The organism is Paenibacillus sp. FSL H7-0918, from assembly GCF_038007025.1.
Lineage (GTDB): Bacteria > Bacillota > Bacilli > Paenibacillales > Paenibacillaceae > Paenibacillus_AQ > Paenibacillus_AQ odorifer.
The window spans coordinates 94019-114133 of the sequence record NZ_JBBOWJ010000003.1; the positions used below are offsets into that span (position 1 = coordinate 94019).

The following is a 20115-nucleotide window of genomic DNA, read 5'->3' on the forward strand; positions in this document are numbered from 1 at the left end:
TTTAGCTGCGTATTATAGAATTCCCCTCATAGAAATCCATTAAAAGGAAGTTATTGTCACAATTATGCCTTTGCATATTCATGCGTTCTGATTTATAATAAGTCAGTCATTGGGTCAACTTAGATTTTTTCATATGAATAGGGGAGATATAGAAATGAACAAATGGGGTAAACTTAGTTTAGGAATGGTATTAGCGGTAGGTCTGCTTTCAGGCTGCGGTCAAAATAAAAATGATAATGATACCGCTGCTAGTGGTAATGCAAATTCCGGTGCAGTTACTAAAAAGCTGATTATGGGAACAAGTGCAGATTTTCCTCCGTACGAATTCCATAAAGTAGTGGACGGAAAAGATACCATCGTAGGTTTTGATATCGACATCGCTAAGGAAATTGCTGCCGACATGGGCGCTGAGCTTGAAGTTAAGGATCTGCCTTTTGATTCACTGCTTAACGAATTGTCCAGTGGACGCGTAGATATGGTGATTTCCGGTCTTAGCCCGACTGAAGAACGCAAAAAAGCGGTTGAACTTTCAGATATTTATTACAAAGCAGAACAAGCTATTGTAGTACGCGAAGCAGATAAAGATAAATACGCTACTATGGACGCGGTGAAGGGTACCAAAATTGGTGTACAGACAGGCTCTATTCAAGAAGAAATCGCCAAAGAGATTGAAGGCGCAAAGATCACTTCTCTTGGTAAAATCTCCGAGATCGTTCTGCAATTGCAATCTAACCGTATCGATACAGCAATTATTGAAGGACCTGTAGCCAAATCTTTTGTTAAGAATTTAGCGGGTCTTGTAATTACCGATGCTAAGCCTGAAGTAGAAGATGATGGATACGCAATTGGGATTAAAAAAGGCAATACAGAGCTTCTGGATAAAGTAAATGCTACACTTAAACGTCTAGAATCAGAAGGTAAGATTGATGAATATGTAGCGGCTGCCAGCGAGCTTGCTGAAAGCACGAAGTAAGGAATGGAATGTATATTGCTCTTTAGGTCTGCTGAAGTAAAATGTATGTGTATTACAGAAAATAGCGGAACTTTGCTATTTTCTATTTTTTTGGAGATAGGAGGATAAGATATTGGATATTACTTTATTTAGAATGGCTTATGATTATCGTGATCTTTTCTTGACTGGACTACAATATACCTTGCTACTTGCTGTTCTTGGTGTATTATTTGGCTTCATTCTTGGGATTATCGTCTCTCTACTACGGATGTCAAAATGGAGAGTGTTACGTTTCTTAGCCACAGCTTGGGTTGAATTTTTGCGGGGCACTCCAATGCTTGTGCAATTGTTTCTCATCCATTACGGGCTGGCGACATTTGGGATTGAGTTTACTCCGATTCAGTCCGGGGCGATTACACTCTCCATTAACAGTTCTGCTTATCTGGCAGAAATTTTTCGTGCCGGGATTCAGGGTGTCGATCGTGGACAAACGGAGGCCGCACGTTCACTTGGAATGAAACAAGGGATGACCATGCGTCATATTGTACTTCCTCAGGCACTTAAAAGTGTTCTTCCGGCAATCGGTAATGAGTTCATTACCATTATCAAGGAATCATCGATTATTTCATTTATCGGAGTAACGGATTTGATGTTTCAAGCTCGTACAGTTACAACGATTTCGTATGATGGCATGACACCACTCGTGATTGCTGCATTTATGTATTTTGTTCTAACATTTACGCTTTCCAAGATCCTAGGTAGACTCGAAAGGAGGCTGAATACCGATGATCGCCGTTAAGAACCTGCAGAAGCATTACGGAAAGCTGGAGATTCTCAAAGGAATCGATTTGGAGATTAAAAAGGGTGAGGTTGTCGTTGTAATCGGGCCCAGTGGTTCGGGAAAAAGTACCTTTCTGCGCTGCTTGAATTTATTGGAGCAGCCTACAGGTGGCGAGATCACTTTTGAAGGGGAATCGATCACCTCAAAGAAGCATGATATCAATGCAACGCGTGAGAAGATGGGGATGGTTTTTCAGCAGTTCAACCTTTTTCCGCACAAAACCGTTCTGCAAAACATTACGCTCGCACCGATTAAAGTAAGAAAACAGCAGCAGGCTGTGGCCGATAAATTCGCAATGGAGCTCCTCAAGACTGTAGGCCTTGAAGATAAAAAGGATGTTTATCCAGCTCAATTGTCCGGTGGACAAAAGCAGCGGATCGCGATTGCTCGTGCATTAGCCATGCAGCCGCATGTGATGCTTTTTGATGAGCCTACCTCAGCGCTTGATCCGGAAATGGTAGGAGAGGTACTTGAGGTTATGAAAAAGCTTGCCGAAGACGGAATGACAATGGTTATTGTTACACATGAGATGGGCTTTGCCCGTGAAGTGGGTGACCGCATACTGTTTATGGATGGCGGGTTCATCGTTGAACAGGGTACTCCTGAACAAGTATTTGGTAATCCTACACATGCTCGGACTAAGGATTTTTTAAGTAAAGTATTATAAAGAATTCGTCAAAACGGCCCTGGACAAGTATCCGGTGGCCGTTTTGTTATAGGGTCCTGAGGGTAATGTGGGAATATATCGCTGGGGGCTGAGTTCATTTATTTATGTAAACCATGTATAATAGATGGTCAGTCAATCAACAGGAAAAGGAGTACATACATAATGAGAGATGATCTACGCCGGATAGGCATTATTGATATTGGTTCGAACTCCATTCGTCTTGTAATTTATGATACAACGCGCGAAGGAGGCTATAAGATCATCAAGGAGTGTAAGTACTCCGCTCGCCTTAGTGAGAAGATTACGAAGGAGAATAGACTGGAACAAAAGGACATGGAAACGATTGTTCCGGTCTTGCGGCAGTTTAAGGAAATCTGCAATGCTTTTGCAGTGGAAACCATTCGTGCGGGTGCAACGGCAGCCATTCGTAATGCGGCTAACTCAAGTGAAATAATAAGCTTTTTGTCACAATCCTCTTCCATTCCGATTGAGGTGATCAGTGGCCACCAGGAGGCATATTATGGCTTCTTGGGTGTTATTAATGCCTTTAATGTAGAGGATGGTTATGTCATTGATATTGGTGGCGGGAGTACTGAAATCACTCTTTTTTGTGAGCGGCGTTATCAACACAGCATTTCTTTCCCGTTCGGGGCAGTAAATACCAACCTAATGTTCGGTCAAGGTGGGAATTGGAGCGATGAGCAGATTCACAAGCTGCAGACCTTTGTCCTGGGCAGACTGGTTGAGCATGATTGGCTAAATGCCAAAGCTGGACTTCCTTTATTCGGTTTAGGAGGGACGGTTCGTTCCTTAGGGAAGCTGGATCAGAAGTCACGAGCATACTCATTGCCTAACTCCCATGGCTATACGATGACCAGTGAGACGATCGAGCACTTTATGAACACCCTACCTTCAATGCCTTACGAAAAACGTAAGGATTTAGATGGATTATCTAAGAGTCGGGCGGATATCATTGTATCCGGGTTGATTATTTTCCATACGGTGTATCAGTATATTGGGGCGAGTGAGGCGGTAATCAGCGGGGAAGGGCTCAGAGAAGGCTTGCTGCATGATCTGCTGGAGCCGGAGCAGCCAGTGCGTGATAGTGCATTGGAATATAGCTTAAACACGATCATTCGCTTTGATATTCATACTTCTAAACGGTATTTAGATCATATCAACAAGCTAGCACTCAGCCTGTTTGACGCATTTAAAGATGAATCGAATAGAGCAGAGCACGAGATGTTAATTTACGTGTCCATCATGCTGCATCGTACGGGAACGAATATTAACTATTACCAATCTAAAAGACATACTTTGTATTGGTTGATGAATTCACCGATTCGTGGACTTACCCACCGTCAGCTTATTCTTTGCGCTATGATTGCCTCATACAGCACAAAAAGCCGGAAGCAGAAATTGTCCCAACAACATAAGGACATTTTGCTGCCATCCGACGAAGAGTGGATTCATAAGCTCGGATCGCTTGTCCAGCTTAGCATTGCGCTGGACAGCACGGAGATTGGAATTGTAAGCGGCCTGAAGGCCAATCTGCACGGCAATACGCTTCATCTGGACTTAGAGGGCGCATCGTCACTGCTAATTGGCCTAGAGGACATTGAGAACGCGATAAAAGCATTTAAGAATGCTTGGGCGGTGAAGGTAAAACTCGGCTTCCCTTCCAACGTGTAACATCCATCGCAGCAAACTGGCTCCGGAAAGGGGCCTTTTTGTCGTCTGGTTGTTCGTAATATCCATTAGCCTGCAAGAAGCTGGCTTTAACATTATCTTTTAGAGACAACTCTAGAATTTTGACGATCTGTTTACGGATGCCGCTGTCTCTGACAGGACACATCAGCTCAATCCGGCGGGTTAGGTTTCTAGTCATCCAGTCGGCACTGGATAAATACACCTCAGGTTTGCCGCCATTTTCGAAATAATAGATCCGGGAGTGCTCCAGAAAACGGTCTACAATACTGCGTACGGTAATGTTTTCGCTTAAGCCCTCTATTCCCGGACGTAGGCAGCAAACCCCTCGCACGATTAAGTCAATGGAGACACCGGCTTGGGCTGCGCTATATAAATCGTCTATTACTTGCTGATTAGAGAGCGAGTTCATCTTGGCGATTATGCGAGCGGGTCTGTCTGCCCGTGCATGTTCAGCTTCACGCATCATTAGCTTTTGCAGGGATAAGCTCATATTCGTCGGCGCAACAATGAAGGAATGCCAGTCAAAATTAGCCGAATATCCAGTCATTTGATTAAACAGCTCAGAAGCGTCCAGTCCGATATCGCTTTGGGCGGTGAATAGACTGAGATCTGTGTAGGCCTTGGCTGTACTGTCATTATAGTTTCCTGTGCCTACATGCACGTAACGGCGCAGTTCAGGGCCTTCCTGGCGGACAATCAAGGTCACTTTGGCATGCGTTTTGAGTCCGATCAGACCATAAACGACATGACAGCCTGATTTTTCAAGCTGGCGTGCCCAAGCGATGTTCCGTTCCTCATCAAATCGAGCTTTTAACTCTACAACCACTGTAACTTGCTTACCAGACTCCGCAGCATTGGCTAGTGCAGTAATAAGTGGAGAATTTCCACTGACACGGTATAAGGTCATTTTAATCGCCATCACTTGCTCATCCTCTGAAGCTTGAATGATAAAGTCTGTCATTGCATCAAAAGACTCGTAAGGGTGGTAGACTAATACATCCCGTTCACGCAGCACCTCGAAGAAATCCTCATTTTCTTGAAATTCAGCAGGATAAACCGGCTCAATAGGTGGATAGTTCATGTAACCAAAACCTTTTAAGCTTCCGGCAAAATTACGAAGAAAGCCTAGATCAAGCGGACCTTCAATTTCAAATACGAAGTCCTCCAGCTCAAATTCCGCTTGCAGCTGCTCAAGAGCATAGGGATGGATACCTTTTTGTACTTCCAAACGGGCTGGCACCCCGCGACGACGCTTGCGCAGCTCTTTTTCGATCTCTTCCAGCAGATCCTCTGCACCTTCCTCATCGATCGTAAGATCTGAGTTACGAGTCAAACGAAACTCACTAACCGCAACAGGTTCGTAACCGCTGAATAAGGTTTGAATGTGATGGCGAATCACATCTTCAATAAATACAAATTGTCTTTTCTTACTATTAGAGCGGTGGGGAAGAGGGATACATCTTGGCAGATTCGAAGGAATTTGCAGGATAGCAAAATAAGGCTCCTCTTCAAGACCATTCTTACGAGTAAGAACAACAGCTAGGTAGATAAACTGGCTGTGCACGAGTGGAAACGGCCGGCTCTGATCAACAGCCATTGGCGTAAGTACAGGATAGATGATATCCCGGTAATACTGTTCTATGGACTGCTCTTGGGCATGGGTAAGATCCTCATAATCCACGAATACGATGCCTTCTTTATGCAAACTCCGCGAAATATCACGGAACGTCCGGTATTGATCGGCAATGATTTTGGTTACGCGTTTGATGAGGCGTTTATACAGCCCGGAAGGGGTGTAGCCTGTGAAATCTTTTTTAGTATAGCCCGCCCGGATCTGATCCTGAATTCCCGCCACACGAACGCTTATGAATTCATCCAGATTGCTCGAGACGATCGCCAGAAATCTGGCACGTTCCATTAAAGGGTTATCAGGGTCCTGCGCCTCCTTGAGTACGCGGCGGTTAAATTCGATCCAGCTCAAATCCCTATTGAGGTAAGCAGTGGCTGGACTGCTCTGATTGTTTTTAATCTCTTCTGTATTCATGGGACCTCCAAATATGCTTCGATGTCTATATCTCAAATCTATTTATCATATTCTATCATTTTACTATTGGATGAGGCACGAAATGTTAAATCTATGTAAAATCTCAAAGAATATTATTTAATTATCTTATATAATAGGATGTGATTGTCGCTTTTTAGTTAACATAATCAAAATTACGTTAACTTCTTAATGGACAAAAGACAATAATTAAACATGTTATTTCAGAATGGTAACAATTACATACGCATAGGTTACAAAATTGTGATATATTAAGTCCTGTCAGTTTTACAAATGACAACAATACATCAGGACATCACACAAGATGTACATAAGTACAGGAAATGTACACGAGCGTATACGGAAGTCATACCGCTTACGCCCATCTAAAGAGGAGGCATTTATGAAGAACAAGTTCAGAACCATTAAAACCCTTGCTGCAGTTATGGGAATTAGTGCATTGCTGCACACCGCTCCTGCTTTTGCAGACAGCGTTCATATTGCAAAGGAAGGCAATACTTTCTATACTCTATCTCAGCAATACAATGTCGGTGTTAATGATTTAATGAAAGCTAATCCAAACGTTGCTGCTCTTAATATTTACGATGGACTTAAAATAACGATCCCAAGTAAAATGCAAGCAGAGTCTGTGGCTACGACAGAAACTCCAGTGCTTACACCAAGCCTGAATGTTACTCCAGAATCAAAAACAGTTGAAGCATGGGGCAAGTCCTTTAACTACGAGAAATCGATACAAGTTAAGGCTTCTGCTTATTCCTCAGCGGCTAGTGAGAATGGAGGCTGGGGTGCCGTTGATTATTTCGGGAACCCACTCAAGCTAGGAACCATCGCAGTTGATCCAAGTGTAATTCCTCTCGGAACAAAAGTATTGGTTACCGGACATTCACACGCAGGATTGCCTAAAGAAGCTTTTCTGGCTACTGCAACCGATATGGGAAGTGCCATTAAAGGTAACCGGATCGATATCTTTATCCCAGGCAGCCAAAGCTTTGTAGCCGATTTTGGTTATCAATATGTACAATTATACATTGTTAAATAGCTAGATAAAAATATAGAGATATGAAATGGTTTTAAATAGGTTAAACAAGAAACGGAGGGAGTCCTTAGCGGCTGCCTCCGTTTCTTGTTTATTTATTTTTAGAGACCTGCAGCAATTGAGGAACGGTAACGAAGGAATAGCCACGTTTACGCATAATCGTGATAACCTCAGGTAAAGCCTGAATCGTTCCGCGAAGATCACTACCCGGCCCACCTCCACCATGCTGAAGGATAATTGCTCCTTTTCCAGCATTAGCTAAGATGTTATTTCTAACTTGAGTTTTGGAAAGTCCCTTCCAGTCCAACGAATCCACATTCCAATTTACAAGCTTATAACCATGATTTTTTGCCCATCTCAACTGTTGCTCAGAGATATCTCCATAGGGTGGACGAATCAAGCGTGGTTTATATCCGGCTAAGGTTTGAATAATGTTCTCGGTCTCAATGATCTGTGATCTGAAATCATGCATCTTTAGCTTCACAAACTGAGGATGATCATAAGAGTGATTTCCAATAGCATGTCCTTCTCTAATCATCCTCTTCACTAGAGCGGGATGTTTCTCAGCTCGGCTTCCCACCACGAAGAAGGTAGCTTTGACATGATATTTCTTAAGAACATCTAGCAATTGGGGTGTAAACCTTGGGTCAGGCACATCATCAAAAGTTAAGGCGATGACTTTATTCCGAGGACCGCTGGTCTTAAAGGTCTCGGGATATTTGTGTAATAGCTGACTCAGAGACAAGCCCTTAGTGTTCTTATTGTTGCTGCTCGTTGAATTATTTGTAGTAGAAGTTCCCGCAGATATCGCCTTGTCTTCGTCAGTGGTTTGCGTGCTTTTAATTTGATCCTGTGAGGATTTCTGACTCTGAGCTGGGGCTGAAGCAACCTCTGCTGAAGAGGTTGGAAATAGCAGGACAATGATTGATCCTAATACTACTAGCAGTTTCTGGACTCTCCGTTGATCATACATCCCCATATGCCTCCTTTACTACCTGATCATCACCATATTCTTCATTGTTATCTCCATTGAAGGATGAATTTATGCCGTTTCTTCAAGGGCTCTGGTAAAGATTTCTTGCACACCCTAATGCGTGTATACTAAATAGAACGGGATATTCCCGGGCCAATTATAGACAGGTGGAAGGATGGGGACAAGGATGTCAGAATTGTTTGCACCTTATGAATTGAAGGGTTTAACGCTGAAAAATCGTATTGTTATGCCGCCTATGTGCCAGTATTCGGTGGATAAAGAGGATGGCATTCCCAATGATTGGCATTTTGTTCATTATGTAAGCCGTGCTATTGGAGGTACTGGTCTAATTATTGTTGAGATGACTGGAGTCCATCCGGACGGTAGAATAACGAACCGGGATACAGGGATTTGGAGTGATACACATATAGAGGCTTATCGTAAGCTCACAGATAGTGTACATGCCTATGGGGCAAAAATAGCCATTCAACTAGGTCATGCTGGACGTAAAGCAGTCGATGCTGAACCGCCGGTTGCCCCTTCTGCAATTCCATTTGATGCTCGTTCTAAGCAGCCACAGGCGCTTTCTAAGGAAGGCATCCTTGAGATGATAGAAGCCTTTCGTGCTGCCGCTCGTAGAGCTGTGGAGGCAGGATTTGATACTGTGGAGATTCATGGTGCGCATGGCTACTTAATTCACCAGTTTCATTCACCTCTGACCAACATCAGATTGGATGAATATGGACAAGATCCAGCACTTTTTGGAGTACAAGTAGTTACAGCAATCCGAGAAGTAGTGCCAGTAGATATGCCCTTGATCATGAGGGTTTCCGCGAAAGAATATGTTGATGGTGGATATGATGCTGACTATGCCCTGGCGTTTTGCCGCCGATATAAGGATGCTGGAGTGGATATGTTCCATGTGTCTTCAGGTGGTGAAGGTCCCATTGGCTCTAATGGTGGACCTAATGCGGGCCCAGCCTACCAAGCAGATCTGGCAGAATATATTCGCAGTGGATTACAAGTGCCAGTAATTGCGGTAGGACGGCTTGAAGCCTATTCTGAGGCACAGTCCATCATTGCAGAAAAAAGGGCGGAGCTTGTAGCTATTGGCCGTGGGATGTTAAGTAATCCTTATTGGGCTTTACATGCTGAAGAAGCGCTTGGTGGCGTACATGATGTACCTAAACCTTATGAACGTGGGATTTGGAAAAGAGGCTAGACCATTTTCGGTGTGAAGTTTGTCACAGATTTTATGCTCCTTCTAAGGCAATCTTAATAAAGATAAAATTTGAAGGAGCTTGATAACGTGGGGACGGTTCTAAGTAACGAACGGCTGACAGATGGTGTGTATCACCTTAAGGTAGAGACGAATAGTGGCGGAGCAATGGGTCAATTCTACATGTTACGGGCATGGGGAGCTTACCCCATCCTATCCAGACCCTTAAGTATACATGAAGTACACGAGGATAGTGTTGAATTTCTGTATCACGTAGTTGGGGAAGGTACGGAGATATTCTCACGACTGGGTTCAGGTGATTCGGTAGAGCTTGAGGGCCCTTTTGGAAATGGATTTCCACAGGTCGAAGGGAAGGTTGCACTCATCGGCGGTGGGATCGGAATTGCACCGCTTTATTATTGTGCGAAGCAGCATCCGGGGAGTGATATTTTTTTGGGCTTTAGCCGTGAAGCTTACCGGACAGAAGCGTTTCGCCCACTTGCAAGTGAGCTTGTAGTCGATGTTGGCGGTTTAATTTTGGATAGTGTGGATTTCAGCCAATATGATCATGTCTTTGTCTGCGGCCCACACCCTATGCTTAAAGCTGCTCAACGTAAAGGCATTGCTGCTGAAGAAGCAGGCAGTAGAACGAAAGTATACCTTTCTCTAGAGAACCGAATGGCTTGTGGGATTGGAGCCTGTCTGGTCTGCAGTGTATCCTGCCGTGATGGTCAAAAGAAGGCCTGTGCAGACGGACCTGTGTTTCTTTCTGAGGAGGTGCTTTTCCATGACTAAGTTGAACACAACAATTGCTGGCGTTCATTTTAAAAATCCAATTATAATGGCCTCTGGAACGTTTGGTTTTGGCCGTGAATATGGCAAGCTGTATGATGTGTCTCTGCTGGGCGGAATCTCTGGCAAGGGGTTAACCCTCAATCCGAAAGCGGGGAATCCCGGCACTCGTGTATACGAGACAGCTTCTGGTATGCTGAATAGTGTGGGACTCGAGAATCCGGGTGTAGCTGCATTTTTAGATAAAGAATGCCCTTATTGGGAAACACTCGACACCGCTCGTTTGGTCAACCTGGGTGGAGGCACACTTGAAGATTATGTTCTTGGAGCTGAGATGATTCAGCGGGATGCAGATGCTCGTGCGAGTGCAGGTAAGACAGCAGTAGACATGATTGAATTGAATATTTCTTGTCCAAATGTTAAAGAGGGCGGCATTGCGTTTGGGATCCAAACTTCAGAAGCTCAAAAAGTAGTACAGGCTGTTAGACGCGCAACTAAACTGCCCCTCGCTGTAAAGCTGTCGCCGGGAGCCGAAAATATCGTTGAAATGGCACAAATGTGTCAGGAGGAGGGTGCAGACGCTGTCTCGCTCATCAACACTATCTCAGGAATGAAGATTGATGTCCGCCGTAGAAGCAGTGTATTCAATAACTTATATGCTGGATTGTCTGGACCTGCGATTAAGCCTGTCGCTCTGCGTATGGTGCATCAAGTTGCACAAAACGTAACGATTCCCGTGATCGGAATGGGTGGCATCACTTCAGCAACGGATATCATCGAGTTTATTATGGCAGGTGCTGCAGTTATCCAAGTGGGAACTTATAATTTCATGAACTTGCGTGCAGGTAGTCAGCTAGTTGCAGAGCTTGAGCAATTTATGGTTGAAGAAAATATTCAATCACTAGAGGAAATACGGGGCATTATATAAAGTGAAGTAGTGAGGGGAATACTATTGACTACTAACCAGATTGATCCTGAGAATATTGAGCTGAAGGCGACGGCTGTCGGACGTGATCTCTTGCTCTTAATTAGTGGAGGGGTTCGGCATATTGGTGCCACGAGTACTGCTTATCTGGAGGGGGAGCAGATTAAAGTACTGACTTCAGCGGTTCCTCATCATAAAGAGCACACGATAAGCGAGCCCATTGCGATCAGAGTAGCTGAAGCGCTGAACAAGACGGTCACAGTAGTGATGGGGATTCATTACGACAATCTCACGAAAGAAGGTATTATGGAAGTCGTGGAAATTGTGAATTTAAAAGTAAATCAATATTTAGCGCAACAAATATGAAACGGTAGTGGCAATTCTACGTAAAAGATAGCATGTGAGGAATTAAATTATCTTTTGGAGGAATGAAACCATGTCTATATTTAAAAGATTGCGCGATTTAACCATGTCTAATGTGAACGCGATTATTGACAAAGCAGAAGACCCGATTAAAATGACAGATCAATACATTCGTGATATGACCGAAGATTTAGAAGATGCAGAAAAAGCTGTAGCGGCGCAAATCGCCATTGAGAAGAAATTCAAACAGCTGTATGAAGAACAAGAAGCGCTTGTTAACAAACGTACCCAACAGGCTCATGCAGCAGCTCAAGCGGGTAATGTTGACCTTGCTCGCCGCGCTCTGGAAGAGAAAAATGCTGCTGAAGCTAAACTGGTAGAATACAAAGCCAGCTTTGATCAGAACAAAGCCTCTGCGGATAACCTTCGTGGCAAGCTTGAAGAGATGCGCAAACAGCTTACCCAAATGAAGAACAAACGTGAGACATTGGTTGCACGTTATAATGCTGCCAAAGCTCAAACCGAGATCAACAAAGCAATGAGCGGATTTAGTTCCGATTCAGCGTCTGCAGGACTCAAACGTATGGAAGATAAAATGCTGCAAGCAGAAGCTCAGGCTGAAGCCAGCAATGAGATGAGTTCAGGCAATAAATCTCTGGATGATGAATTCGAGAAGCTGAACAAAGATCAAGCGGTTGAAGATGAACTGGCGGCTCTGATGAAACAATACGAGAAGCAATAACATTTGATCTTTAGCCGGTTCACGGCTGGTGTTCACAGGCGAAGGGGAGACAGAAATTCGTTTCTTCTTCGCTTTATCTATGCTTATGAAAGGCATGCAAAATGATTAAGCGGGGGCTATAGAATGGATCTCCATATTCTGGTGTCCATGGTCGTGTGGACGGTGAGCGGCGCTGTGTTGCTGTTTGTACTGATGTATATAGATTCACTTTTTACTCGTTATAACGATATAGAAGAGTTAAAGGCTGGAAATATGGCGGTGACTACACGGTTTGTAATGAAGCTTTTAGCTCAGGCCTTCATTTTATCTTCATCGATAGCGGCTTCCAATAGTTTGCCAGATGCGTTTCTGATTTCGTTGGTATCATTTTTGCTTTTGTTAATTTTAGAAAGAACGGTTCGACTTCTACTAGCAAATTGGGGGAAGCTGGATCTGGATCATGGTACACAGCTTGGTAAAATCGGATATGGCCTGCTATCAGGTTCACTGCAAATTACGGGTGCTTTAATTATTACTGCCTTTATGTAGGAGGAACGATCAAGTTGAGTATGTGGAAACGTATAGGTAACCTTTTCTCTAAGCCAGCGCCTCAGGAAGTTCAAAAAAGTATGCTTAATTTGTCTCCCGGAGACATTTGTGAAGTATCGCTTGTCACCTATGAAGTTACTGGCCGGACACATAATCGGGGCCGTAATGCTGTAGTTCTGACCCTTAGAGATGGAAGCCAGATAGCTTATCTTCATATAGAAGAGCGGGAACAGCTGCAATATGGATTGTACAGACCTATCGATGGGCGGTTAGATAATCCTGCTGAGGTTCCAGCAACGCTTGAGCTCGATGGCTATACATTTTTCCTGGAGGAAGAATATGAAGGTTTTGTCGCTGTTGCAGGTCAGACGCCATTTATGAATGGTGGAGAGCAGCATGTGTGGCAATATCAATCAGATGATTCACGTCTACTGCGTGTAGAGTGGCAACATGGACGGTTTATGCTTTATGAAGGGGAGAAAATAATCCCTGGGGATGTAAAGGTAATTAGAGCATCCTAGCCTAGTAGAGAAGTAATGGATCACTATACCGGAAAAAATATTGTAGAAAAGGCTGCTGCCCATAAACATGGATGGTGGCCTTTTGTGTTTATAATTTTACTTCAAGAGGTCTCATGTTAAAATAATACCTATTACTGCAAACATCGACGATTCAGAGCGGAGGTCTTTATGAAGGATAATAAATTTCAGCGTGAAGCACTGCAAGTAAAAGAAGCTCAGGCCAAAATAATCAAATATGCCAATCCGCTAGAATCAGAAGACGTATCGCTGGATGAGTGTTGTGGACGTTATTTGGCTGAAAAGGTGATTGCTCCACACCCATTTCCTGCGTTTAATCGATCTAGTATGGATGGATATGCGATTATCGCGGGGGATACCCGTAACTGTGTTAATGGACAAGTGGTATGGTTAGAAATTGTGGATAATATTCCGTGTGGCGCAGTGCCTGCGGTAGATATAACTCCGGGAACAGCCGCAAGAATTATGACGGGTGCACAAGTACCGGTTGGTGCAGATGCTGTGGTGATGCTGGAGGTCACGGAGAGACGTGAAGAGGAAGGAAAGACTTACGTTGGTATTCGAAAAAAACTAGAAGCAAACAGCAATATCACACCTCAAGGTTTCGAATTAAGCCAAGGTGATCTTGTATTGCCTACAGGAAGGTTAATCTCTGCGGGGGATATAGCTGTTCTTGCAGCGTTTGGATTACATACCGTGAAAGTCTATCGTCGTCCCAAGGTAGCCATCTTTGCCACAGGAACAGAGCTGCTGGAAGTGCATGAGCCGCTGGAGCCTGGCAAAATCCGCAATAGTAACTCCCCTATGCTAGAAGCTCTAGTCAAAGAAACAGGGGGGGTTCCAGTAATGTTAGGCTCTATTGTGGATGATCTGGAGCTGGCTAGAAGTAAAGTACAGATGGCGCTGGAAACTTATGATTTTGTGATTACAACGGGTGGCGTTTCTGTGGGGGATTATGATATCATGGGCGACTTGGTTCGCGAACAAAGTGGTAATATGTTGTTCAACAAAGTGACGATGCGTCCGGGAAGCGTAACTACTGCTGCGGTTAGAGGGGGTAAGCTGCTGTTAGCTTTATCAGGAAATCCGGGGGCTTGTTTCGTTGGGTTTCAACTGTTTGCACGACCTGTGATTTCACTGATGCAAAGTTCTTCTAAGCCTTTTTTACCGGAATGGAGCGCTACACTCGGCACAGATTATAAAAGAGTGAATAATTTTACTAGATTTGTGCGAGCTCGGTTAGAAATTAAAGACGGCAGCCTGTTTGCTTATCCGGCACTCATTGATGAATCTTCCGTAACGGTCACGATCAAGGATAGCGACTGTCTGATAGTTGTACCCCCAGAAGAAAAGGGGCTATCTGCCGGAGATAAGGTAACAGTGATCAAGCTGCCAGGAGAGATTCGGGGCTAGATGTGGAGGGTACTCTGGCCATCGATGATTAAAAGGTATTTGATATCCACGCACGCACAGAAATCGCCATATAATTGCTAAGCCAACGTTATTATTGCCAACATTTCAACATATGAAAAATTCACAATAGATAAACAAAAAACAGTTTTCGCGCTAACCCAATAGTCGCTTACAACCGGTTTAAAGGGAGATTTTACCCCAGAAACTAGAATAAGAAAACCCACTTGCGTACCGTAAGTGGGTTTTTAGTGCAACAATAAAAGGGTTAGGGGTGCCCGCCGGTTGTACTCAAATTTGAAAAAAAGCGAGAATGAAATGCCCGGGTAGGCAACACTATCATAGCAATTCTCCTATCGGAAGAGTCGCTGCTCTGCTGGTTGGAGTTATTAGCCTACACCACTGCCGAGATTAATCCCCCGCGGATGCTTAAGGACTCAGATGATCTTATTTGTTTATTTATCACCTTTTAAGCGGGGTTTCGGACCTCAGCGTCGCTATTTCATAGAATGGAGCTCATATTTACGTATTTCAGGCCAATAGCGACCTTGGGGGTCCGTTAGCCACCCAAATGTGAGATAATCCTGCATTTAAGGTCCGCTGAGACCGATAACAACTCTGCACTAGCGAAGAGCGGCTACTCATCCGAAGTATAAGCTCCCCTTGGTGATGATTAATTATCGGTACGCCGCTCGATCGCCTCGGACATCGTTTTATCCGTTAGATGAGCGTAGATCTCAGTTGTTTCGGTGGATGCGTGCCCGAGCTGTTCCTTCGTTTTATAAATATCATTTTGCAGATAATAATCTGTTGCAAAAGAATGACGCAGCTTATGAACCGTAAGATACGGTTTACCAAAGCGTTTAGCGTACTTAATAATCATTTCTTGAATCGCACGTTTGGTCATACGTTTGCCTTCTTGACGCCCGTTAGGGAGAGAGATAAACAAGGCTTTTTCTCTCTTGGGTGTTTTGTAGCGAGATTGGCGCAGACTAAGATAAAGAGCTAGATCATCTTTAGCTTGCTCTCGAAAATAGACAGGTGTCTTGAACGTTTCGTCATTATTCCCTTTGCGGGTGACATATAGCAGCTTGTTGTTAACATCCAAATCGTCTACGTTTAGATTGACTACCTCAGACACACGCAGGCCAGAGTTCAGAATTAAGCTGGCAATACAGGCGTCGCGCTCATGATTTAATTGAAACGAATAATAAGCCTGTTTGTTACCTTCCACATCCCGTCCATAACCTTCATAAATGTACCCCACAAACTCCAGTAATTCCTCATCTTCCAAAATCTTACCCTTTAACTTAGCGGCAGTATCCTTTGGCTTATGTGTTCGTTTGACCTCAACCTTAGCCATAATGTTGCGTTTAAGCAATGGATAAAAGTTCTCATCCTCGGCGATTTGACTTAAATAATGAAATAAGGAGCGTAATGCAGATAACTTACGGGATACAGTAACTCGAGTGTTCGTTCCCTCGGCGCGAGTAGTTAGATGCAACCGATATCCGACAATACTGTCCATATGTAGGGTTTCCAATTCTAGAAGTGTGATCTCGGTATTTGAGCCGGCTTGAGATAAGCCCTCTGCACGCAACCAGCCGAAAAAAGATTCATAATCCCGGATATACTCCAGCAGTGTGGAAGGGGAGAGATCAGGGCGTTTATAATCAATAAACTGCTGAACGAACCAGGGCATGAGGGGTAGCTTTTGATCAAGTTTTTTACGGTCATCGTTCTTTTGAACGCTCATGTGATTCACCTTTTTCCATAGATTGCATAAAATCTCTTCCTTCTATCTTAACATGTTTTGTCCCAGATTGGACTTCGAATGAAGGGGAAACTAGGTCCGAGCCTTGCTCCTGATGCCGCTAAGCTTTATGATGTGAAGTAAAAATCATATGGGCTATTTTTAGCCTTCTGAAAAAGCCTTGAAAACACTGAGAAAGCTTACTGTTAAAGGGTTAGTGACGAAATTGTATTTACTGACTTGTACTGATAAATGACTGAAAATAAGTCGTTTTGACTGCTTTTTGTGACCTATTTGTGATTTCTAAACCGAGTCAAAGCATGTGACAATGTTTACCCTAAAAGGGAAAACAGAAACTCATATATAATTCACCGTTCAAATCACGGATTTTCTGTAAATAGGATTAATACTTATGAACTCTTGAACCGTTAGGGGATGTAGCCACCGGAAAATTTCCGATTGTCGGGATTCACGATAATTGACAGACATCTACCGTTTTGGGAACCCCAAAGCAAGTAAAGGGGGGATGTTGAACATACATTGTCTAACCTGTCCGTCAAATTTGACGGAGCGCTATGGTGATACGAAATAACTAACATTACGCAAAATTTTGCTGAACGATGGGGTGTATTGAACTTATGTAACAGCAAAGGGGGACGAAATTTCATCCTCCCTACAAAAGTTGGTCAGGTGTTTCTTTTATGTTTATAACAGTAAAATTGTATAATTAAGGATAATGTTACTGTTAGCTAGTTGTTTTCTATCAATTACACAAGTGTAAATGATTCAAATAACTAATAAAATAATTAATTAGGGGATTTTAATGTAAAACAATATCCACGTAAATTACAATATAAGGTAAATGATGTGTGGAAAAATATTAAAAATTGTCGATTGAAAACAAAAATTGTAGAAGATATGATACTTATAAACAGATTAGTAATTATAGTAATAAGATACTATAAACAAATAAGGGTAATAATGGTATAATAACAATGTAATCCAAATTAATATATCTCTGGGAGGCGATTTATTTGATTAAACTACTAGAACTAGGCTTAGCAACATCTCTTCTGTTGACTCCTGCTGCTTCTGCAACAAGTTTTGGAGATTCAACGACGACGCAAAATTCTACAGTATCTACAGTAACTCCAGTGTCTGAAGTTTCTACAGTATCTCCATTCTCTGAAAATACTGATGTAATTCATTTTGGTGAATATACTTTTGAAAATAATATTATTGAAGGGCCAGGTACGAGGTTACAGGTTGGAAATGGGATTGAACCACCATTAGTTTCACTTTTCTCAGAGGCGTATAAGATAATCCCTGTTTCTCATACAGGTGGAGCTTTTAATGATTCATTTACTTGTACAGCTTCTGATGGTGTTAACTTAAATATTTGGATGAAGAATAAGAGCAGTAATCCAGTTCAATTTCAAATAAAATTGAATGGTAGCGTGTTTACAGATGTTAAGATTGCTGCTGGTGAGCAGAAAACAATCTCATTTAAGGATATGTTAGGTGGCGGAATAACTGATACTTTTGGAGTATATATCTACAGTACCACTGGACATGCGCTTAATGTTGATGTAAGTGCAAGACAATTCTAAAGATTTAATCTATAGAACATAAATATTTAATGCCCTGCCAGTCGAACATTTTGGTAGGGCATTTTTGTGTTGCAATTTAAAATATGATTGGAGATGGTAACAATTAACATATCTTCATGCAACTAAAGTGATCACTACCCACATAGAAGTCTGAAATATGAGAGTAATCAAACAAATCGTAGCTTAGAATTGATGTGAGAGGAATAGTTAAACTCAACATAACCATAATCAACTTGAGGACAGCCAATGCAGTTGGATGGCTACGGAATACTACTTGCGTCTTGTGCAAGTTTTATGACGGTGTACTTGACCTTGCACTTTAGTTATTGTTCATAGTTCAAGTTAAAATCAGGATGCTAATACCAACTCTATTATATTTCCAGCACTGGCAAGCAGTACTGTCAAAATAATAGACCTGCCGCACCATCCTCTTGCCTACGGCAATTCACCTTCACGGCTCGTTATGGATTGCTTACACTTTCATAATTGGATGGGGTAGGAAATCAGGAAAACGGGGCTAAATCATGGATAAACCTTATATATAAAGAAACTCCACAATTTGGCGCAAATATCACTTCAATACTACTCGTAATTGGTCGAAGATACTTAGTGCATGAAGAAGTTTTTGATAAGTGGCTAAGAGAAGGAAAGTGATTAATATGATTAATAATACATATAGTTAACATTATATAGGAGTCAAAATCATGTGATATAATATAAGATAGTCACATGCTTTGACTCCTATTCTATTAGAGTGGGAGAGTGTTGAAATGGCAGTTCCTAAATACGATGAAAAAACCAAGACTTGGAGATTTATATTTGATTATCAGGATGAAACTGGTGAAAGAAAACAAATAAGAAGAAAGGGGTTTAAGTCTAAGAGTGAAGCTGATGAAAAAATGCTTGAACTCAAAAACGAGGTCAACGCTGGACAATACTCTTCTCCAAACACATTAACTGTTGCTAATTTCTTTGAGGATTGGTTCAAGACTGATAGAATTCTACAGGTTAATGAGACAACTTATTATCATAATTATTTGGCTTTTAAAAATCATATTAAACCTAAACTCGGTAACATAAGACTTCAGAAACTTACCCCAATGCAATGTCAAAAATTCGTTACAGGTATGCATGAAGAGGGTTATGCAAGAAATTCAATTGATAGAGTCGTAACAGTTGTAAAGAAGGCACTAGACAAAGCCATAATGTATAAAATTATCAAAGACAATCCAATGCGAAAAGTAACACTTCCCAAGTATGTGAAACTCGAAATGAAAATATGGACTCTTGAACAAACTATGGAATTTTTAAAAGTAGCAAAGATTATAGATTTTATTGTGCTTATGCACTAGCTCTATATTGCGGACTTAGAAAAGGTGAAATATGTGCACTAAGATGGCAGGATATCGACTTTGAGAAAAAAGAGCTTGCAGTCAATCAGACATTGGTTAACTTCGGAAAGACCATTAAACAAGGCGCAAAAACATCGTCTGGTGTCCGTAGAGTATCTATACCAAACGCACTTATTGAGATCCTAAAGGAACAGCGAAAAAAGTATTTAGAATTTAAGTTGCGGCTAGGATCAAGATTCATTGATATGGATTTGATTATTTTTAATTATAAAAATGGGAAGAATATCTTTCCAGACGCTCTTACTACAGCATATAAAAAAGATTTGATAAAAGCCAATATGCCACACATCCCGTTCCATAGCTTACGTCATACCCATGCTACGATTCTGATAAAGGAAAACATTAATGTGAAGATCCTTTCAGAACGAATGGGACATTCTAAAGTCGGCATAACGTTGGATACTTACAGTCATGTGATCCCATCTATGCAGCAAGAAGTTGCAGACACGTTAGACAGGGTAATGAGTCTTTAGTAAAAAAAATGTGACCTATTTGTGATTTTGACCTGATGGAGAAGAGAAAACCCTTGGTACTAAAGGGATTTTTGGTTGAAACATGATGTGAAGTAAACATAAATGTCA

Annotated in this window: 19 protein-coding genes; 16 read left to right on the plus strand and 3 right to left on the minus strand. The window is 42.3% G+C overall.

The genetic code is table 11. The features are described from left to right. The first annotated feature begins 154 nt into the window (after window positions 1-154). From MHI15_RS20300 to MHI15_RS20315, 4 genes are all read left to right on the plus strand, one after another. Entirely contained in the window at window positions 155-973 is an 819-nt protein-coding gene (locus MHI15_RS20300; protein ID WP_036687634.1) for a transporter substrate-binding domain-containing protein, read from the plus strand. Window positions 974-1085: 112 nt separating this feature from the next. Next, window positions 1086-1751: an amino acid ABC transporter permease gene (locus MHI15_RS20305; RefSeq protein ID WP_232061382.1), complete on the plus strand. Its 666-nt coding sequence runs from the start codon at window positions 1086-1088 to the stop codon at window positions 1749-1751. Then, on the plus strand, window positions 1738-2460 hold the full coding sequence (locus MHI15_RS20310) for an amino acid ABC transporter ATP-binding protein (protein WP_076130044.1): 723 nt from the start codon (window positions 1738-1740) through the stop codon (window positions 2458-2460). The genes MHI15_RS20305 and MHI15_RS20310 overlap by 14 nt, the downstream gene beginning before the upstream one ends. Before the next feature lie 162 nt (window positions 2461-2622). Continuing rightward, window positions 2623-4152, plus strand: a complete 1530-nt coding sequence (locus MHI15_RS20315; protein ID WP_076190200.1) for a Ppx/GppA phosphatase family protein — start codon at window positions 2623-2625, stop codon at window positions 4150-4152. Here MHI15_RS20315 and ppk1 read toward each other — a convergent pair. Beyond that, window positions 4100-6214: a polyphosphate kinase 1 gene (gene ppk1 / locus MHI15_RS20320; protein WP_076190201.1), complete on the minus strand. Its 2115-nt coding sequence runs from the start codon at window positions 6212-6214 to the stop codon at window positions 4100-4102. The genes MHI15_RS20315 and ppk1 overlap by 53 nt on opposite strands. Before the next feature lie 400 nt (window positions 6215-6614). On the opposite strand from ppk1, the gene MHI15_RS20325 reads away from it, so the two are divergent. Beyond that, window positions 6615-7271, plus strand: coding sequence for a 3D domain-containing protein (locus tag MHI15_RS20325; protein WP_076130047.1), 657 nt, complete (start codon window positions 6615-6617; stop codon window positions 7269-7271). Between the two features lie 88 nt (window positions 7272-7359). On the opposite strand, the gene MHI15_RS20330 is transcribed toward MHI15_RS20325, so the two are convergent. Next, the gene (locus tag MHI15_RS20330; RefSeq protein WP_076184412.1) at window positions 7360-8241 is read right to left on the minus strand and encodes a polysaccharide deacetylase family protein; all 882 of its coding nucleotides are present in this window, start codon (window positions 8239-8241) and stop codon (window positions 7360-7362) included. A gap of 187 nt (window positions 8242-8428) precedes the next feature. On the opposite strand from MHI15_RS20330, the gene MHI15_RS20335 reads away from it, so the two are divergent. From MHI15_RS20335 to MHI15_RS20370, 8 genes are all read left to right on the plus strand, one after another. Continuing rightward, entirely contained in the window at window positions 8429-9463 is a 1035-nt protein-coding gene (locus tag MHI15_RS20335; protein ID WP_076190202.1) for an NADH:flavin oxidoreductase/NADH oxidase, read from the plus strand. Window positions 9464-9550: 87 nt separating this feature from the next. Further along, window positions 9551-10255, plus strand: a complete 705-nt coding sequence (locus MHI15_RS20340; RefSeq protein ID WP_076190203.1) for a dihydroorotate dehydrogenase electron transfer subunit — start codon at window positions 9551-9553, stop codon at window positions 10253-10255. After that, window positions 10248-11180, plus strand: a complete 933-nt coding sequence (locus MHI15_RS20345; protein ID WP_076098788.1) for a dihydroorotate dehydrogenase — start codon at window positions 10248-10250, stop codon at window positions 11178-11180. The genes MHI15_RS20340 and MHI15_RS20345 overlap by 8 nt, the downstream gene beginning before the upstream one ends. A 24-nt stretch (window positions 11181-11204) precedes the next feature. Beyond that, complete coding sequence (gene lpdD / locus MHI15_RS20350) at window positions 11205-11543, plus strand: prenylated flavin chaperone LpdD (RefSeq protein ID WP_256721057.1); 339 nt, start codon at window positions 11205-11207, stop codon at window positions 11541-11543. 70 nt (window positions 11544-11613) lie between these two features. Beyond that, entirely contained in the window at window positions 11614-12282 is a 669-nt protein-coding gene (locus tag MHI15_RS20355) for a PspA/IM30 family protein (protein ID WP_036687619.1), read from the plus strand. Between the two features lie 123 nt (window positions 12283-12405). Then, window positions 12406-12810, plus strand: coding sequence for a DUF350 domain-containing protein (locus MHI15_RS20360; protein WP_341164770.1), 405 nt, complete (start codon window positions 12406-12408; stop codon window positions 12808-12810). 14 nt (window positions 12811-12824) lie between these two features. Continuing rightward, a complete protein-coding gene (locus MHI15_RS20365; protein ID WP_076130052.1) occupies window positions 12825-13331 on the plus strand; it encodes a DUF4178 domain-containing protein in 507 nt (168 codons plus the stop codon). Between the two features lie 168 nt (window positions 13332-13499). Beyond that, window positions 13500-14762, plus strand: coding sequence for a molybdopterin molybdotransferase MoeA (locus MHI15_RS20370; RefSeq protein ID WP_339187253.1), 1263 nt, complete (start codon window positions 13500-13502; stop codon window positions 14760-14762). Window positions 14763-15432: 670 nt separating this feature from the next. Here the strand turns inward: MHI15_RS20370 and xerS are convergent. Continuing rightward, entirely contained in the window at window positions 15433-16515 is a 1083-nt protein-coding gene (gene xerS / locus MHI15_RS20375) for a tyrosine recombinase XerS (protein WP_076190208.1), read from the minus strand. 1031 nt (window positions 16516-17546) lie between these two features. Here xerS and MHI15_RS20380 point away from each other — a divergent pair. From MHI15_RS20380 to MHI15_RS20390, 3 genes are all read left to right on the plus strand, one after another. Beyond that, window positions 17547-18122, plus strand: coding sequence for a hypothetical protein (locus MHI15_RS20380; protein WP_076190209.1), 576 nt, complete (start codon window positions 17547-17549; stop codon window positions 18120-18122). A 770-nt stretch (window positions 18123-18892) separates the two neighbouring features. Continuing rightward, entirely contained in the window at window positions 18893-19474 is a 582-nt protein-coding gene (locus MHI15_RS20385; RefSeq protein WP_341164771.1) for an Arm DNA-binding domain-containing protein, read from the plus strand. After that, on the plus strand, window positions 19426-20007 hold the full coding sequence (locus MHI15_RS20390; RefSeq protein ID WP_341164993.1) for a site-specific integrase: 582 nt from the start codon (window positions 19426-19428) through the stop codon (window positions 20005-20007). Before MHI15_RS20385 ends, MHI15_RS20390 begins: the two co-directional genes overlap by 49 nt. The last annotated feature ends 108 nt before the right edge of the window (window positions 20008-20115 follow it).

What these genes read in the sequence shown, in the direction of transcription:
- MHI15_RS20315 (WP_076190200.1), top strand. Translation starts at nt 2,623, where the DNA reads ATGAGAGATGATCTACGCCGGATAGGCATTATTGATATTGGTTCGAAC.
- MHI15_RS20310 (WP_076130044.1), top strand. Translation starts at nt 1,738, where the DNA reads ATGATCGCCGTTAAGAACCTGCAGAAGCATTACGGAAAGCTGGAGATT.
- MHI15_RS20370 (WP_339187253.1), top strand. Translation starts at nt 13,500, where the DNA reads ATGAAGGATAATAAATTTCAGCGTGAAGCACTGCAAGTAAAAGAAGCT.
- MHI15_RS20385 (WP_341164771.1), top strand. Translation starts at nt 18,893, where the DNA reads ATGGCAGTTCCTAAATACGATGAAAAAACCAAGACTTGGAGATTTATA.
- MHI15_RS20355 (WP_036687619.1), top strand. Translation starts at nt 11,614, where the DNA reads ATGTCTATATTTAAAAGATTGCGCGATTTAACCATGTCTAATGTGAAC.
- MHI15_RS20330 (WP_076184412.1), bottom strand. Translation starts at nt 8,241, where the DNA reads ATGTATGATCAACGGAGAGTCCAGAAACTGCTAGTAGTATTAGGATCA.
- MHI15_RS20345 (WP_076098788.1), top strand. Translation starts at nt 10,248, where the DNA reads ATGACTAAGTTGAACACAACAATTGCTGGCGTTCATTTTAAAAATCCA.
- MHI15_RS20325 (WP_076130047.1), top strand. Translation starts at nt 6,615, where the DNA reads ATGAAGAACAAGTTCAGAACCATTAAAACCCTTGCTGCAGTTATGGGA.
- MHI15_RS20360 (WP_341164770.1), top strand. Translation starts at nt 12,406, where the DNA reads ATGGATCTCCATATTCTGGTGTCCATGGTCGTGTGGACGGTGAGCGGC.
- MHI15_RS20300 (WP_036687634.1), top strand. Translation starts at nt 155, where the DNA reads ATGAACAAATGGGGTAAACTTAGTTTAGGAATGGTATTAGCGGTAGGT.
- xerS (WP_076190208.1), bottom strand. Translation starts at nt 16,515, where the DNA reads ATGAGCGTTCAAAAGAACGATGACCGTAAAAAACTTGATCAAAAGCTA.
- MHI15_RS20335 (WP_076190202.1), top strand. Translation starts at nt 8,429, where the DNA reads ATGTCAGAATTGTTTGCACCTTATGAATTGAAGGGTTTAACGCTGAAA.
- ppk1 (WP_076190201.1), bottom strand. Translation starts at nt 6,214, where the DNA reads ATGAATACAGAAGAGATTAAAAACAATCAGAGCAGTCCAGCCACTGCT.